Below are 14,943 nucleotides of genomic sequence, written 5' to 3' on the forward strand. Positions count from 1 at the left end.
AACCCAACCTACGGACGTCCTGTAGGTTGGGTTGAGACGGCTCTATCGTCGAAGCCCAACATTACCCGGTACCCGCATGTGCCCTAGCGGGGCAGCAGCCCCACCAACGGCCCCGGATGCTTGCGGACTTCGGCGTAGGGCACCAGGGTGCCGCCGGGTTCGTCGCAGTTGCGGGCGGCGCGGAAGAAGGTCGGGCCGAGGTAGAGACCCTTGGGTGTCAGGTACCAGGGCGCGAATTGCCAGACGTCGGCGCTGCGATAGTCACAGCCGTCGCCGTCGGCGGGCGCCTGCATCAGCTGCGGATACAGGCGGGTGAACAGCCGGATCACCCAGGGCGCCAGGGTCCGTTGCCGGTAGTCCGCCAGGGCCTGGGAATAACGATCTTCCGGCTGCGGGCGGATCGGCTGGCCATGACCGAGCCAGAGAAGGTCTTCCAGCGCCAGCTCCTGGCCGGTCTGGAGATCCAGGGTCAGGGGCGCGCTGCCGAAATCCGGGTGAGCCGCGCCGCTGCAGCTGTACTGGCTGAACAGATTGACGCTAAGCACCCGCTCGCTGAGCAGCTGCGGGGTCACCTGCAGGCTGTGCTCGCCATCAGGGCCGATGCAGCTCAGATGGGCATCGACCTCCGCCCAGAGTCGTTCGCGCAGCACGGCATTGGCCGCCTCGCTGGCGCCCTCCACGGTAAACAGCCGCATGCCCGAGACCGGCTCGCGCCACCAGCGCAGGCCACGGCCCATGAAGGTCTGGCGCTCGCCCTGTTCCAGCTTTAGTCCCTGCAGGCGACGATACTCGTAAGGATCGTCCTGGCGCAGTTTCTGCCGATAGCGATCATCCGCAGCGGACTGCCCCCGTTGCAGCGGCGCCAGCGCGAGCGGCAGGGTCTTGCCGGCCCCGCCCCAGCTGCCGGTCCAGGTACCGTCCTGGCCGCGGGTCAGCGACCAGCTGGCCTTGGGACCGTCCTGCCAGGGCGCGCCCTCCTCCAGCTCCAGCCGGCCACCCGACTGCGCCGGACCGCTCAGGCGCAGGTCGCGGCGATAGCGGTCGTAGAAATAGCGGCCATAGGCTTCGTCGTTGGCGGTGGGATCGACCTCCACCACCACCCGGGCCTGGCCCAGGGTGCCTTCCAGCAGCAGCTTTTCGGCATGGGCAACGCCGGTGGTCAGCAGCAGGGCCAACCCCAGTCCGGACAGGCAAGATTTCATCAGGGCTCCAGCAGCCAGCGTGTCGGTGATGGGCTCAGGGTAGAGCAGCAGCGCCAGGCTGTCGCGCCGGCCGGCGGACGAGACACTGCCGCCCGCGCGTTCAGCCATGGGAGAATGGCGTTTTGCCGACCCCCGGACGCCCATGGACCTCCTTGCCCTGCTCACCCGCCTGCACGCGATCCGCGACGCCAACGCCTGGCGGCGCTATCACAACCCCAAGAATCTGGCGATGGCCGCCAGCGTCGAGATGGCCGAGCTGGTGGAGATATTCCAGTGGAAGAGCGATGCCGAAGCGCGTGCCTTGAGCACCGCCGAACGCGAACACGCCGGCCAGGAAATCGCCGATGTGCTGCTCTATCTGCTGCAACTGGGCAGCGAACTGGAGCTGGATGTGGAGCAGGCGGTACTGGCCAAGCTGGCCGACAACGAGAGGCGCTTCCTGCCGTGAGCGATACCTTCTTCGACGACCGCGCCAGCCGTTTCGCGGCCAACATCTATGGCGGCACCAAGGGCGCCATCCGCCTGGCCGTCTTGCAGGCGGATCTGACCGAGATGCTGCCGCAGCGTCCGCTGCGGGTGCTGGACATCGGCGCCGGGCTCGGCCACATGAGTCTCTGGCTGGCGCAACAGGGCCATGCCGTGACCCTGGCCGAGCCCTCGGCGCCCATGCTGGCGGGGGCCCAGGAGGCCTTCGCCGCCGCCGGACTCGACGCCGACTGGCTGGCGCTGCCCTGGCAGGCATTGCCCGCCTTCGCCGAACCCTTCGATCTGGTGCTCTGCCACGCCGTGCTAGAATGGCTGGAGACGCCCACGGCGATCCTTCCGACGCTGCAACGCTGCCTGGCGGCGGACGGCTGGCTGTCCCTGGCCTTCTACAACCGCGACGCCCTGATCTATCGCAATCTGCTCAAGGGGCATTTTCGCAAACTCCGGCAGGGTGAATACGCCGGCGCGGGCCGACGCGGGCTCACGCCGCAACAGCCCCTCGATCCGCGCGAGGTCGAGGCCTGGCTGGCGCCGGACTGGCGGATCCAGGCGCGCAGTGGCGTACGGGTCTTTCACGACTACATGCCGCCGGAATTCCAGACCCGTGCCAACGGCGAAGAGCTGGTGGCCATGGAACTGGCCCACCGGCGGCACCCAGCGTTCGCCGGCCTGGGGCGCTATCTGCACTGGCTCTGCCAAGCTAAGGCAGGATAGCCCCGGGCGCGGTATGCTCTGGCCAGCATTCCTTCGAGGAACCGGTCATGCGTCGCCCCCTGCTCTGCCTGTCGTTCGCGCTGCTCGCCCTGGCCGGTTGCCAGACGCCCAATCCCTATGTCGCCAGCAGCCTGCCCGAAGCTTCTATGCCGGTGCTGCCGCAGCAGGATCCGGCGGCCTATCCGCCGGCGCCGCGTGACTGGAGTCGCTATCGCACCTGGCGCTGGGCACCCGGCGCCGCGGTGGTCAGCGGCGGCCTGGATGGCCAGACCGTGCAGCAGGCGGTGGCCGATGGCCTCGACCAGCGCGGCCTGCGACCGGCCATCGGCGGTGCCCGCGCCGATCTGCAGGTACGGGCCCGCCTGACCCAGCAACAGCGGAGCGAGCAGTACACCGACTACTACGACACCGGCTATGGCTACGGCGGCTACGGACCCTATGGCTACGGCCCAGGCTATGGCGCCAGCGTCGGCCAGGCGCGGACCCGCACCCGGACCTTCCTGGTCGACGTGCTGGAGGTGGAGTTGCTCGATCCCGCCACCGGCCAGGTGCTCTGGCACTCGGCCGCCGAACAGGCCTCCGGCGGCAACAGCGGCGAACGCGCACGCACCCTGCGCGAGACCACCCGCCACCTGCTGGCCAACTATCCGCCGAACTGAAGGGATAAGTGGCCCTTAAGCCAGTCCAAGCAGACTAGCGCGCTCACCTCAGAGGATCGCCCATGAAACGTTGCCTCCTGCTGCTTGCGGTCCTCTTGCTGGCGGCCTGCGCCGAGCGCGGTCCGCGCAATCTGGACTATGATGCCAGCCGCGATTTCGCCGCCTATCGCAGCTGGAGCTGGGCGGACCCGGCCATCGAGTACCGTCCCAACGATCCGCGGGTGCGCAGCGATCTCACCGAGCAACGCCTGCGCGACTCGGTCAGCAGCGGCCTCGACCAGCGCGGGTTGCGCCCCGCGGCGGCAGGCACGCGGCCGGATCTGAAGATCAAGCTCTATGTGATCCTCGATCAGCGCCAGCAGAGCTACAGCTATGCCGATCCCTACTGGGGTCCGGGCTGGGGTGGCCCCTGGGGCTCCGCCTGGGGTCCCGGTCCCTGGGGGCCGAGCTATGTGCGCACCCAGACCGTTACCTACCCGGTGATGACGGTCCAGCTCGACATGCTCGATGGCCGTGACGGCAAGCTGGTCTGGCGCGCCAGCGAAGAGCGCCTGCTGGACGACCAGAACGCCACGCCGGCCCAACGCAGCGCCGCCTTCAGCCGCCTGATCAACGAACTGCTCGTCAGCTATCCACCGCGCCCTTGAGCGGTCGACCGTCCGGGCGGCTCAGCGCTGCCCCTGGTCAGACCGTGAGCAGACGGCTGGAGGGCGGTGGCGGATAATGGCCCCTGGCCAGGCACCCCTCGCGCCGTTCTTGGCCACCTCGCGGGAATCCTGACTGTCGTCCAGCGCCGCCCAGGTCCAACATGCCGTCCACGCCCGTCGCCACCCGCCGCAGCCACAATCTGCTGCTGCGCCTCTTTCCGGTCATCTGCGCCCTGCCGATCCTGCTCGGCCTCGGCTGCTACCTGCTGATCAGGACCGCCACCAGCCAGGACGCCGACGTCCAGCAACGCGCCCGGACCTATATCGAGCGCACCCTGGTGCAGGTCGAAAACGAGATCGGCCACAACATCATCAACTACGCCAAGTGGGGCGAGGCCTACAAGCACCTGCACCTGACGGTCGACTTCTTCTGGGCCAACGACGAGCGCAACGTCGGCGACATCCCCTACGAGCTCTATGGCTACAACGGGGTCTTCGTGCTGGATCCGCAGGATCGTACCGTCTATGCGGTGATCGATGGCCGGCCGACGGAGCGCGCGGCGGCGCAATGGCTCGAAGGCGATCTGGCCGGCCTGCTAGCGGAGACCCGCCAGCGTCCCGGCGAGACCGAAAGCCTGGTACGGGTGCTGGGCGTCGGCGGCGTCCCGGCGCTGGTCGCCGCGGCCACCATCACGCCGGGCGCGAGCTACAGCGTGGCCCCGGGCCCCGGCGCGCCCTCGGTGATGCTGTTCGTCAACGTGCTCGATCCGGACACCCTGGCCCATCTCAGCGACACCTATGGCCTGCCGCGACTCGAGGCGTCGCGGGTGCCCCTGGTCGATCACGAATACCTGCGCCTGCTGGATTCACCGCTGCTGCTCAACTGGCAACCGCCGCAACCCGGCGCCCAGCTCCTGCGCCGTACCCTGCCGGTCTTCCTGGCCGGGGTACTGCTGCTCGGACTGGTGCTGGCCCTGCTGATCCGCCATGCGCTGAATTCGGCGCGGCAACTCGACCAGCAATTCGATGCCCTGGTCGCCAGCCAGGCCGAGTTGAGCCGCAGCGAAAACCGCTTTCGCGAACTTGCCGAGGCCGCCTCCGACTGGCTCTGGGAAAGCGATGCCGCGGGCCGCATCACCTATCTGTCCGAACGCTTCGCCCGCATCACCGGGCATACACCTGGCAGCTGGCTCGGGCGGCCGCTGGCGGAGCTGTTCAGCAGCGAGACGACCCCGCTGGCCGCCTGGCTCCAGGGCAACGCTCGGCACCTCGACGAGCGCCAGGTGCTGCGCTGTCATTATCGCGACCGCCTGGGTCACTCCCGGGTCTGCGAGATCACCGCCCGACCGCTGCCCAAGGACGCGGGCTTTCGCGGCACCGCCAGTGACATCACCGCCGCGGTCAATGCCCAGGCGGAAATCGAACACCTGTCGCAACACGACAGCCTGACCGGCCTGGCCAATCGCCTGCAATTGCAGCACTACCTGGCGCGCAAGCTGACGCAAGCCAGGACCCCGCTGACGCTGCTCAGCCTGGATCTGGATCGCTTCAAGCCGGTCAACGACAGCCTCGGCCACGCCGCCGGCGATCGGGTGCTGCAGGAAATCGCCCGGCGTCTGCAGGCCAGTCTGAGACCCGGCGGCCTGGTGGCGCGCCTGGGCGGTGACGAATTCATCGTGGTGCTGCTCGGTCACCTGGATGTGGCGACCGTCGACCAGATCTGTGCGCGCCTGGTGAACGCCATTGGCCGACCCATCCTCCTGGAGGAACAGTCGGTCAGTGTCGGGACCAGCATCGGCATCGCCCAGGCGCCGGAGCAGGCCAGCCAGGTCGAGGACCTGCTGCGCCTGGCGGATATCGCGCTGTACCAGGCCAAGGCCGCGGGCCGCAATGGCTGGTGCTTTCATGCACCGGCGATGGACGCCCAGCTCAGCCAGCGGCGTGATCTGGAACAGGAGCTGCGCCAGGCGCTGGCGCTCGATCAGTTGCGCCCGGGTTACCTGCCCCGCCGGAGCACCGCCGCGGGCAGGCTGAGCGGCATCGAGGTGCGGCTGCACTGGGCCCATCCGTTGCGCGGCCTGTTGCCGCCGGAGGCCTTCCTGCCCCTGGCCGAAGAGACCGGGCTCAGCGTTCCCCTGGAATTCTGGCTGCTGGACCACGCCTGTCACGCTGCCGCGGCCTGGCCCGCGCCGCTGCGGCTGGTCATCGGCCTGTGCGCTCGTTCGTTCGCCGATGGCGAGGCCCTGGTGGCGGCGGTCGCCCGCACCTTGCAGACGAGTGGTCTGGCAGCGGAGCGTTTGGAGCTGCTACTGCCCGAGGTGCTGCTGCAGGCAGACAATGCCACGGCGCCGCTGCCGCTACAGGCGCTCGAGGCCCTGGGCGTGTGCCTGAGTCTGGCCGACTTCGGCCGAGGCTCAAGCGCCCTGGAGGCGCTGCGCCACCCCGCGCTGGATGGCATCAGCTTGGATAGCCGGCTTGTCGCGCGCCTGGAAGATCAGCAGGCCGATGCCGCCATCGCCCAGGCCCTGATCGGCCTGGGCCGAACCCTGGGCCTCAGGGTGACGGCGACGGGCGTGGAGACGCCTGGCCAGTTGGCCTGGCTGCGGGCGCAGCACTGCGAGGAGGTCCAGGGGGCCCTGTTCGGTCCCTCCCTGACTGGCCGCGAACTGGCAGCGCTGCTGGCAACCGATCTACGGGCGGGTTGACGACCTAGAGGCGCTCCAGCCACCCCAGATCGCCCCCTCGGGCCGGAACCGGATAGCAGCCATAGGGTGCATACCCGTGGCTACAGACCGGATCGGCGTGCAGGGTGAGTTCGCCCACCGGTTGCGCGCGCCAGCCCTCAAGCAGGGCGATAGCGGCCAGGGCCGAGAGCAGGGCGATGAACAGCGCGGAGCGAATTGTTCTTGTCAGGCGCATGGTGACCTCCCGCGGGACGATGGCCAGGATCGGCAGACAGCGTCTCCGCTCCTTGAGTATCGTCCCCCGGAAGTCATTTCGCCGCCCGGCGCAGGTCTCGATTGCGCAAAGCTGCACTGCGGCAGCTGCAACAGTGGGGATAGGAGTGTTCGGCGGAGAACCCGGACAAGGCTGCGCCGTTGTCCAGGCTACGCGCTGCAACAGTGGGGATAGCGGTGTTCGGCGGGGAACCCGGACAAGGCTGCGCCGTTGTCCAGGCTACGCGCTGCAACAGTGGGGATAGCGGTGTTCGGCGAAGAACCCGGACAAGGCTGCGCCGTTGTCCAGGCTACGGCACCGAGGTCACCGCCGCTCCCTACCGCCCCCTCTCCCTAAGGGAGAGGGTTGGGGTGAGGGCCAAGCCGCCTCAGGCGATCTCCACCCGCTCCCCGTTCAGTCGCACCGTCCAGGTGGGCAGGGCCTGCTCGGGGTACTCCAGGCAGCCGCCGTCCGCCAGGCGGAAGTGCTGCTTGTACAGCGGCGAGGCGATCACCAGATCCGGGCCCAGCTGGCCGACGATGCCGCGACCGATGACGTTGGCGCCGGACTTGGGATCGCGATTGCCCACGGCGAAGACCTTCTGCTCGGTCTCTGGCAGGTAGAACAGCGCCACCTGCTCGCCCTCGTGCAGGGCCACCACGCCGGACTGGGGGACCAGATCGGCCAGGCTGCACAGGGGTTGCCAGCGGGGTTCCAGGGCACGCGCGGTAGTGGTCTGGGTCATGGTCAGGCCTCCTCGGTCAGGTTGATCAGGTGCAGTTCGCCATGGCGCGCCGGCCGGCGCTGGCCGCGCTCCTTGACGAAGTGGATGTCCGGGTCGCTGCCGCGCTGGTTGACGAAGGTACGGAAGCGCTTGAGCTTGTCGGGATCGTTCAGGGCGTTGGCCCATTCGCATTCGTAGCGATCCACCACCAGCTGCATCTGGGCTTCCAGCTCGGCGCCCAGGGCCAGGCTGTCGTCGATGATCACCTGCTTGAGGTAGTCCAGCCCGCCCTCCAGCGACTCGCGCCACACCGAGGTGCGTTGCAGTCGGTCGGCGGTGCGGATGTAGAACATCAGCAGGCGGTCGATGTAGCGGATCAGGGTTTCGTCATCCAGGTCGGTGGCGAACAGCTCGGCGTGGCGCGGGCGCATGCCGCCATTGCCACAGACATAGAGGTTCCAGCCGTTCTCGGTGGCGATCACGCCGATGTCCTTGCTCTGCGCCTCGGCGCATTCGCGGGTGCAGCCGCTGACCGCGAACTTGAGCTTGTGCGGCGCGCGCAGGCCCTTGTAGCGGTGCTCGATGTCCAGCGCCATCTTGACGCTGTCCTGCACTCCGTAGCGGCACCAGGTACTGCCGACGCAGCTCTTCACCGTGCGGGTAGACTTGCCGTAGGCATGGCCGGTCTCGAAGCCGGCGGCGATCAGCTCGCCCCAGATGTCCGGCAGCTCGTGCAACTGGGCCCCGAAGAGGTCGATGCGCTGGCCGCCGGTGATCTTGGTGTAGAGGTCGTATTTCTTCGCCACCTGGCCGATGGCGATCAGGCCTTCCGGGCTGATCTCGCCGCCCGGGATGCGCGGCACCACCGAATAGGTGCCGTTCTTCTGCATGTTGGCCATGAAGGTGTCGTTGGTGTCCTGCAGCGGCACCAGGTGCGGATCGGTGATGGGCGCGTTCCAGCACGAGGCCAGGACGTTGGCCACCGCCGGCTTGCAGATGTCACAGCCATGGTGACCGCGGCCGTGGCGCGCCAGGAGCTCGTCGAAACTCTGGATGCCTTCCACCTGCACCAGGTGATAGAGCTCCTGGCGGGTATGGGCGAAGTGTTCGCAGAGACTCTTGTCGACCTCGACGCCCCGGGCGATCAGCTCGTGCTCGAACACCTGCTTGACCAGCGCCGCGCAACCGCCGCAACCGGTGGCAGCCTTGGTGCAGCTCTTGATGCCGGCGAGGTCGGTGCAGCCGGCGTCGATGGCGGCGCAGACCGCGCCCTTGGTGACGTTGTGGCAAGAGCAGAGGGTGGCGGTGGCCGGCAGGGCATCGGCGCCCAGGGTCGGGGCGCCCTCGCCCACCGGCATGATCAGGCTGGCCGGATCCTGGGGCAGCGGGATGCCGTTCTGGGCGTATTGCAGCAGGGTGTCGTAGTAGCTGTTGTCGCCCACCAGCACGGCGCCGAGGACGTGTTTGCCGTCGGCGGAGACCACCAGGCGGCGGTAGCTGGCGCTGGCTTCGTCGATGTAGCGATAGCTGCGCGCGCCGGGGGTGGCGCCGTGGGCATCGCCGATGGAGCCCACGTCCACGCCCAGTAGCTTGAGCTTGGTGGACATGTCAGCGCCGGTGAAGGGTGTGGCCTGGCCGTGGCAGAGGGTGGCGGCCACCAGGCGCGCCATCTGGTAGCCCGGGGCGACCAGGCCGAAGACGCTGCCGTTCCAGGCGGCGCACTCGCCGATGGCATGGATGAAGGGGTCGCTGGTCAGGCAGCCGTTATCCACGGCCACCCCACCGCGAGCGCCGAGTTCCAGGCCGCTGGTACGGGCCAGGGCGTCCTGGGGACGGATACCGGCGGAAAACAGGATCAAATCGGTCTCGAGGAAATCCTCGCCGGCGAAGTTCATGCGGTAGCGATACTCGCTGCCGGCGGTGATGTTCTGAGTGGCCTTGGACAGGTGCACGCCCACGCCCAGGTCCTCGATGCGCTGCCTAAGCGCGGCGCCGCCGAGGTCGTCCAGCTGCACCGGCATCAGCCGCGGGGCGAATTCCACCACATGGGCCTCCAGGCCCAGGGATTTCAGCGCATTGGCGGCTTCCAGGCCGAGCAGGCCACCGCCCACCACCACGCCGCGGCGCGCCTTGGCGGCGGCCAGGCGGATGGTGTCCAGGTCGTCCAGGGTGCGATAGACCAGGCGCGAATCGCCTTCGGCGCCCTCGATGGGCGGCACGAAGGGATAGGAGCCGGTGGCCAGTACCAGGCGGTCGTAGCCAAAGGCGCCTGCGGAAGTCACCACCTCGCGCTGCTCGCGGTCGATGGCGGTCACCGCGCAGCCCAGGTGCAGCTCCAGACCAGGCACGGCATAGAGGCCGGCTTCGCTCATGGCCAGGGATTCGGCGTCGCGACCGGCGAAGTACTCGGAGAGGTGGACCCGGTCATAGGCGCGCTGACGTTCTTCGCCGAAGACATGGATCTCGTAGTGGTCCAGGGCGCCAGCGGCCAGCAGCTGCTCGACGAGGTGATGGCCGACCATGCCGTTGCCGACGACGATCAGACGTTCTTTGCGGGTCACGATGCTGTTCATGGAGGCTATCCCCCGGCCGAGGCCAATCAGGTTGATTCGCGGCAAATAAAAAGGCGCCTGAAACCTTGCGGTCTCAGGCGCCTTTGCCTGTTCTGGTAGGGAGGAGCGCTTGGCGCTGCTCCGTGCCCGTCGCCTGCGGTGGCTGTCGATCGCCGTTGATCGACCGGGCGACCCGAATGTGCGGGTCTGTCAGGGCTTTTGCATCGGCTGTGCCAGTTCCGCCTGATCGCTCGAAGATCCGCCGTTGGCGCGGGTTGCGGCCCGCCGAGTGGCTTGCCGGCGCCGGTCCGAACGCCCGCCGAGCAGAACCACAACGGTGCAAGACCGGGCTGGCCTGCCCTGTCACGGCGCATCTCGACCGCCCTGGCCACGACCTCGGCGGGCGTCACTGGCACCCGGCCAGGCCAGCAGTCATGCACTTCCCGCACGCGCCGGGCCAAGCTGGCGCGGCCCTTGCTAAATCCCTGGCCTGGAGCGGTCAACGCCGATCGCTTCCTTTCACGACAAAGGCGCCGTGTTCGCCTCCCTCCGGGGAGCGCGACCGGCGCCTTTTCGCTTTCTGGTTTTCGAAGGATCCTTGCCATGACCGCTACCCACATCAAGAGCGTCTGCCCCTACTGCGGCGTCGGCTGCGGGATCGTCATGCAGGTGGAGGACGGCCGGATCACCAAGGTCAGCGGCGATCGAGACCACCCCGCCAACCGCGGCCGGCTCTGTACCAAGGGCAGCACCAGCCACCAGGCGCTGGTGGGCAGCGGGCGCATGGAACGGGCCTATGTCCGCCACGACCGCTCCCACGAACCGGTGCAGACCGGGCTGGACCAGGCCATCGCCGCCACCGCCGAGCGCCTGCGCGCCATCCTCGACCGCGACGGCCCCGACGCCATCGCCTTCTATGTGTCCGGGCAGATGTCGCTGGAAGCCCAGTACCTGGCGAGCAAGCTGGCGCGGGGCTTCATCGGCACCAACCAGCTCGAATCCAATTCCCGCCTGTGCATGGCCAGTGCCGGCACCGGCTACAAGCTGTCCCTTGGCGCCGACGGTCCGCCCGGCTCCTATGACGACCTCGACCGCGCCGACCTCTTCCTGGTCAGCGGCGCCAACATGGCCGATTGTCATCCCATCCTCTTCCTGCGGCTGCTGGACCGGGTCAAGCGCGGCGCCCGGCTGATCGTCATCGATCCCAGACGCACCGCCACCGCCGAGAAGGCCGATCTCTTCCTGCAACTGCGTCCGGGCACCGACCTGCTACTGCTCAACGGCCTGTTGCACCTGCTGCACGCCGGGGGCTATCTGGACGACGCCTTCATCGCCGCCCATACCGAGGGCTGGGCGGCCATGCCCGCCTTTCTCGCCGACTACAGCCCGGCGCGCGTGGCCGCCGGGACGGGGCTGGCCGAGGCGGACATCCGCACCGCGGCGCGCTGGATCGGCGAAGCCGGTGAGTGGACCAGTCTCTGGACCATGGGCCTGAACCAGAGCACCCACGGCACCTGGAGCACCAATGCCCTGTGCAACCTGCACCTGGCCACCGGCAAGATCTGCCGCCCCGGCAGCGGTCCCTTCTCCCTGACCGGCCAGCCCAATGCCATGGGCGGCCGCGAGATGGGCTACATGGGTCCCGGCCTGCCCGGCCAGCGCAGCCTGCTGTCCGCCGCCGACCGCGCCTTCGTCGAACGCGCCTGGCGGATTCCGCAAGGCACCCTGCACACCCGCCTGGGCCAGGGCACCGTCGCCCTGTTCGAGGACCTGGCCGCCGGCACCGTGAAGGCCTGCTGGATCATCTGCACCAACCCGGTGGCCAGCGTGGCCAATCGCGAGACGGTGATCCGCGGGCTGCAGGCCGCCGAACTGGTGATCACCCAGGACGCCTTTCTCGACACCGAGACCAACCGCTACGCCGACATCCTCCTGCCCGGCGCGCTCTGGGCCGAGGCCGACGGGGTGCTGATCAATTCCGAGCGCAACCTGACCCTGGCCCCCCAGGCCGTCACCCCGCCCGGCGAGGCCCGCGCCGACTGGCGGATCATCGCCGACGTGGCCTGCGCCCTGGGCTATGGCGAACACTTCACCTACGCCTCGGCCGCCGAGGTGTTCGACGAGATCAGGCAATTCCACAATCCCCAGACCGGCTACGACATCCGCGGCGCCAGCCATGCCCGGCTGCGCGAGACGCCGCTGCAATGGCCCTGCCCCAGCGCAGAGAGCGATCCGCGCCAGCCGATCCGCTATCGCAACGACGGCCGCAGCCAGACCCTGCGCCTGGATGAGACCGGCGAACCGACCGCGCTCAACTTCGCCACCCCCAGCGGCAAGGCGCAATTCTTCGCCCGTCCGCACCTGGACCCGGCGGAACTGCCCGATGCCGACTACCCCTTCGTGCTCAACACCGGGCGTCTGCAGCACCAGTGGCATACGCTCACCAAGACCGGCAAGATCGCCGCGCTGAATCGCCTCAATCCGGCGCCCTTCGTCGAGGTGCATCCCCAGGACGCCCAGGCGCTGGGGCTCAGCGCGGGCGACCGCCTGGAAATCACCTCGCGGCGCGGCCGCGCGGTGCTGCCGGTGACCGTCAGCGACCGGGTCCAGCCCGGCAACTGCTTCGCGCCCTTTCACTGGGCCGACGTCCAGGGCAGCGACCTGGCCATCAATGCCGTCACCAGCGACGCCGTCGATCCGCTCTCGCTGCAACCGGAACTCAAGGTCTGCGCGGTGCGCCTGACCCGGGTCGCCGCCATCCCCCACCGCCAGCTGCCGGCCGACGAGCCCGTCACCGAGCGCAGCCACCCGCCCGCCCTGGCGCGGCTGGCGGATCTCACCGGGGTCGCCACCGCGGTACGGCCCCAGCTCAGCGCGGCCGAACGCACCTACCTGGCCGGTTTCATGGACGGCCTGCGCGACGGGGGCGCCCAGGGCGTGCCCTGCCTGCCGGCCCAGGCGCCATTGGCCGCCGATACCCGGCTCTGGCTCGACGGCCTGCTCGCCGGGCTGTTCAGCCGCCTGCCGGAAAGCCAGGCCGCCGGCCTGGCCCAGGTACCTACCGCGCCGGCCGATCTGGTGGTGCTCTGGGCCTCCCAGACCGGCAACGCCGAAGCCCTGGCCGAGCGCTGCGTCGCCCGCCTGTGCCAGGCCGGTCTCACCGTGGAACTGCACGACATGGCCGCCTACGCCGTGGAACGCCTGACCGGTGCCCGCCGCGTCCTGCTGGTGAGCAGCACCTTTGGCGATGGCGAAGCCCCGGACAATGGCCAGGCATTCTGGCAGGGCCTCGGTCGCCTCGACGCCTCCCTGGTCGAACTGGACTACGCCGTGCTGGCCCTGGGCGATTCCACCTACGAGCAATTCTGCGGCCATGGCCAGCGCCTCGACGCCCGTCTGGCCGAACTCGGCGCCCGGCGCCTCTGCCCACGGCTGGACTGCGACGCCGATGGCCTCGACGGCGCCGACGCCTGGCTGGCCGCCCTGCAGGCGCAACTGGCACCCCGGGCCGAGCACGTGCCCGTCGCCACTCCGGCCGCCACCAGCCGCCCGACGGCGGTGCCCGCGCGACTGGTCATCAACCAGAGACTCAACAGTGCCGGGTCCAACAAGGAGGTGCGGCTATTCGGTTTCGAGGCCGCGCAGCCCCTGGCCTACCAGGCCGGCGACGCCTTGAGCGTGAAGGCACGCAACTGCCCGGAGCTGGTCGAGGAAGTCCTCGCCCTCGCCGGACTGGACGGCGAACAACCGGTCACGGTGGCCAAGGTCGGCGAGTTGTCGCTGCGCCAGGCGCTGAGCGAACACTACGAGATCGCCCGCCCCAACCCCGAGACCCTGGCGTTGATCGCCGAGCGCAGCGGCGCTGCCGAGTGCCGCGCCCTGCTGGGCGACCGGGACAGACTCAAGACCTGGCTCTGGGGCCGGCAACTGGCCGACGTCCTGGCCAGCTTTCCCGCTCGCCACGACGCCGGCGAATGGCTCGGCAGCCTCAAACGCCTGCAACCGCGACTCTATTCCATCGCCTCCAGCCCCCTGGCCCATGCCGGCCAGGTGCATCTCACGGTCTCGGCGGTGCGCTACGGCCGGCGCAAGGGCGTCGCCTCCAGCTTTCTCGCCGACCGGCTGGGCGAGACGACCACCGAGGTGCATATCCAGCCCTCGCGCCATTTCCGCCTGCCGGACCAGGGCGACGTCCCGCTGATCATGATCGGCCCCGGCACCGGCATCGCGCCCTTCCGCGGCTTTCTCCACGAGCGCCGCGCCCGGGGCGACCAGGGCCGCAACTGGCTGTTCTTTGGCGAGCAGCACGCCGCCCATGACTTCTACTACCGCGACGAACTGGAAGCCTTCCAGCGCGATGGCCTGCTGAGCGAGCTGAGCCTGGCCTTTTCCCGCGACCAGGCCGAAAAGATCTATGTGCAGGATCGGCTACGCGAACGTGGCGCCGAGGTCTGGCGCTGGCTGCAGGACGGCGCCCGCGTCTATGTCTGCGGCGATGCCAGCCGCATGGCCAGGGATGTCGACCAGGCCCTGCGCCAGGTGGTGGCGACCCATGGCCACCTCAGCGACGAGGCCGCCGCCGACTATGTGCGCGGGATGAGCGAGCAGAAGAGATATCTGAAGGATGTGTATTGAGCCGTTCCGGCAGCCGACCACACGATGAAGATCAATCGATCCAGCCACGGCAAGCTTCGCCATCACAGTATTCCTGCTGATCTCCTCGCCCCGGCCCATCAATGCCATGCTTGTAATGATCGCAGAGGCGTAGTTGAAGGTAGTTGAAGATAGTGCCCCAGCCCATTCGAGATAGTCTCGGCATGCCCACCGTCCTTGACCACGACCTCAAACTGACCAATCCGTACTTCGCCTTTCCTTTGGTCGCCATTCTGAACGAGTAAGGGACCGCTTAAGGGAACACAGCGCCAAAATCCTGCGATGAATAAAATTCAACGTCCATATCTATAGTCTGTGACGACCTGAGCTACACCCCCAAGATCGATGAAAAATCCCATATCGGACGGT

The 14,943-nt window shown here is 68.6% G+C and carries 10 protein-coding genes; 6 read left to right on the forward strand and 4 right to left on the reverse strand.

What is annotated here, in order from left to right:
* Positions 1 to 83: 83 nt before the first annotated feature.
* Positions 84 to 1,310, reverse strand: a complete 1,227-nt coding sequence (locus FHR73_RS11165) for a hypothetical protein (protein WP_183631132.1) — start codon at positions 1,308 to 1,310, stop codon at positions 84 to 86.
* Between the two features lie 34 nt (positions 1,311 to 1,344).
* Between FHR73_RS11165 and FHR73_RS11170 the strand changes: the two genes are divergently transcribed.
* The 5 genes from FHR73_RS11170 to FHR73_RS11190 all read left to right on the forward strand — a co-directional run bounded on the left by FHR73_RS11170 (position 1,345) and on the right by FHR73_RS11190 (position 6,413).
* Positions 1,345 to 1,650 carry a nucleotide pyrophosphohydrolase gene (locus FHR73_RS11170; RefSeq protein WP_183631134.1) on the forward strand — a complete coding sequence of 102 codons (306 nt, stop codon included), beginning with the start codon at positions 1,345 to 1,347 and terminating at the stop codon, positions 1,648 to 1,650.
* Positions 1,647 to 2,402: a methyltransferase domain-containing protein gene (locus FHR73_RS11175; protein ID WP_183631136.1), complete on the forward strand. Its 756-nt coding sequence runs from the start codon at positions 1,647 to 1,649 to the stop codon at positions 2,400 to 2,402. Before FHR73_RS11170 ends, FHR73_RS11175 begins: the two co-directional genes overlap by 4 nt.
* A gap of 47 nt (positions 2,403 to 2,449) precedes the next feature.
* Complete coding sequence (locus FHR73_RS11180; RefSeq protein WP_183631138.1) at positions 2,450 to 3,061, forward strand: DUF4136 domain-containing protein; 612 nt, start codon at positions 2,450 to 2,452, stop codon at positions 3,059 to 3,061.
* 62 nt (positions 3,062 to 3,123) lie between these two features.
* Positions 3,124 to 3,708, forward strand: a complete 585-nt coding sequence (locus tag FHR73_RS11185; RefSeq protein WP_183631140.1) for a DUF4136 domain-containing protein — start codon at positions 3,124 to 3,126, stop codon at positions 3,706 to 3,708.
* A gap of 161 nt (positions 3,709 to 3,869) precedes the next feature.
* A complete protein-coding gene (locus FHR73_RS11190; RefSeq protein ID WP_183631142.1) occupies positions 3,870 to 6,413 on the forward strand; it encodes an EAL domain-containing protein in 2,544 nt (847 codons plus the stop codon).
* Positions 6,414 to 6,417: 4 nt separating this feature from the next.
* Here FHR73_RS11190 and FHR73_RS11195 read toward each other — a convergent pair whose 3' ends face one another.
* The 3 genes from FHR73_RS11195 to nirB all read right to left on the reverse strand — a co-directional run bounded on the left by FHR73_RS11195 (position 6,418) and on the right by nirB (position 9,942).
* Positions 6,418 to 6,627 (reverse strand): hypothetical protein, encoded by a 210-nt coding sequence (locus FHR73_RS11195; protein ID WP_183631144.1) that lies wholly within the window; start codon positions 6,625 to 6,627, stop codon positions 6,418 to 6,420.
* Positions 6,628 to 7,033: 406 nt separating this feature from the next.
* On the reverse strand, positions 7,034 to 7,390 hold the full coding sequence (nirD, locus tag FHR73_RS11200; RefSeq protein ID WP_183631146.1) for a nitrite reductase small subunit NirD: 357 nt from the start codon (positions 7,388 to 7,390) through the stop codon (positions 7,034 to 7,036).
* A gap of 2 nt (positions 7,391 to 7,392) precedes the next feature.
* Positions 7,393 to 9,942 (reverse strand): nitrite reductase large subunit NirB, encoded by a 2,550-nt coding sequence (gene nirB / locus FHR73_RS11205; protein ID WP_183631147.1) that lies wholly within the window; start codon positions 9,940 to 9,942, stop codon positions 7,393 to 7,395.
* A 582-nt stretch (positions 9,943 to 10,524) separates the two neighbouring features.
* Between nirB and FHR73_RS11210 the strand changes: the two genes are divergently transcribed.
* Positions 10,525 to 14,556, forward strand: coding sequence for a bifunctional nitrate reductase/sulfite reductase flavoprotein subunit alpha (locus tag FHR73_RS11210; protein ID WP_183631149.1), 4,032 nt, complete (start codon positions 10,525 to 10,527; stop codon positions 14,554 to 14,556).
* Positions 14,557 to 14,943 lie beyond the last annotated feature (387 nt).

It is taken from the genome of Pseudomonas sp. AS2.8 (assembly GCF_014190935.1).
Lineage (GTDB): Bacteria > Pseudomonadota > Gammaproteobacteria > Pseudomonadales > Pseudomonadaceae > Chryseomonas.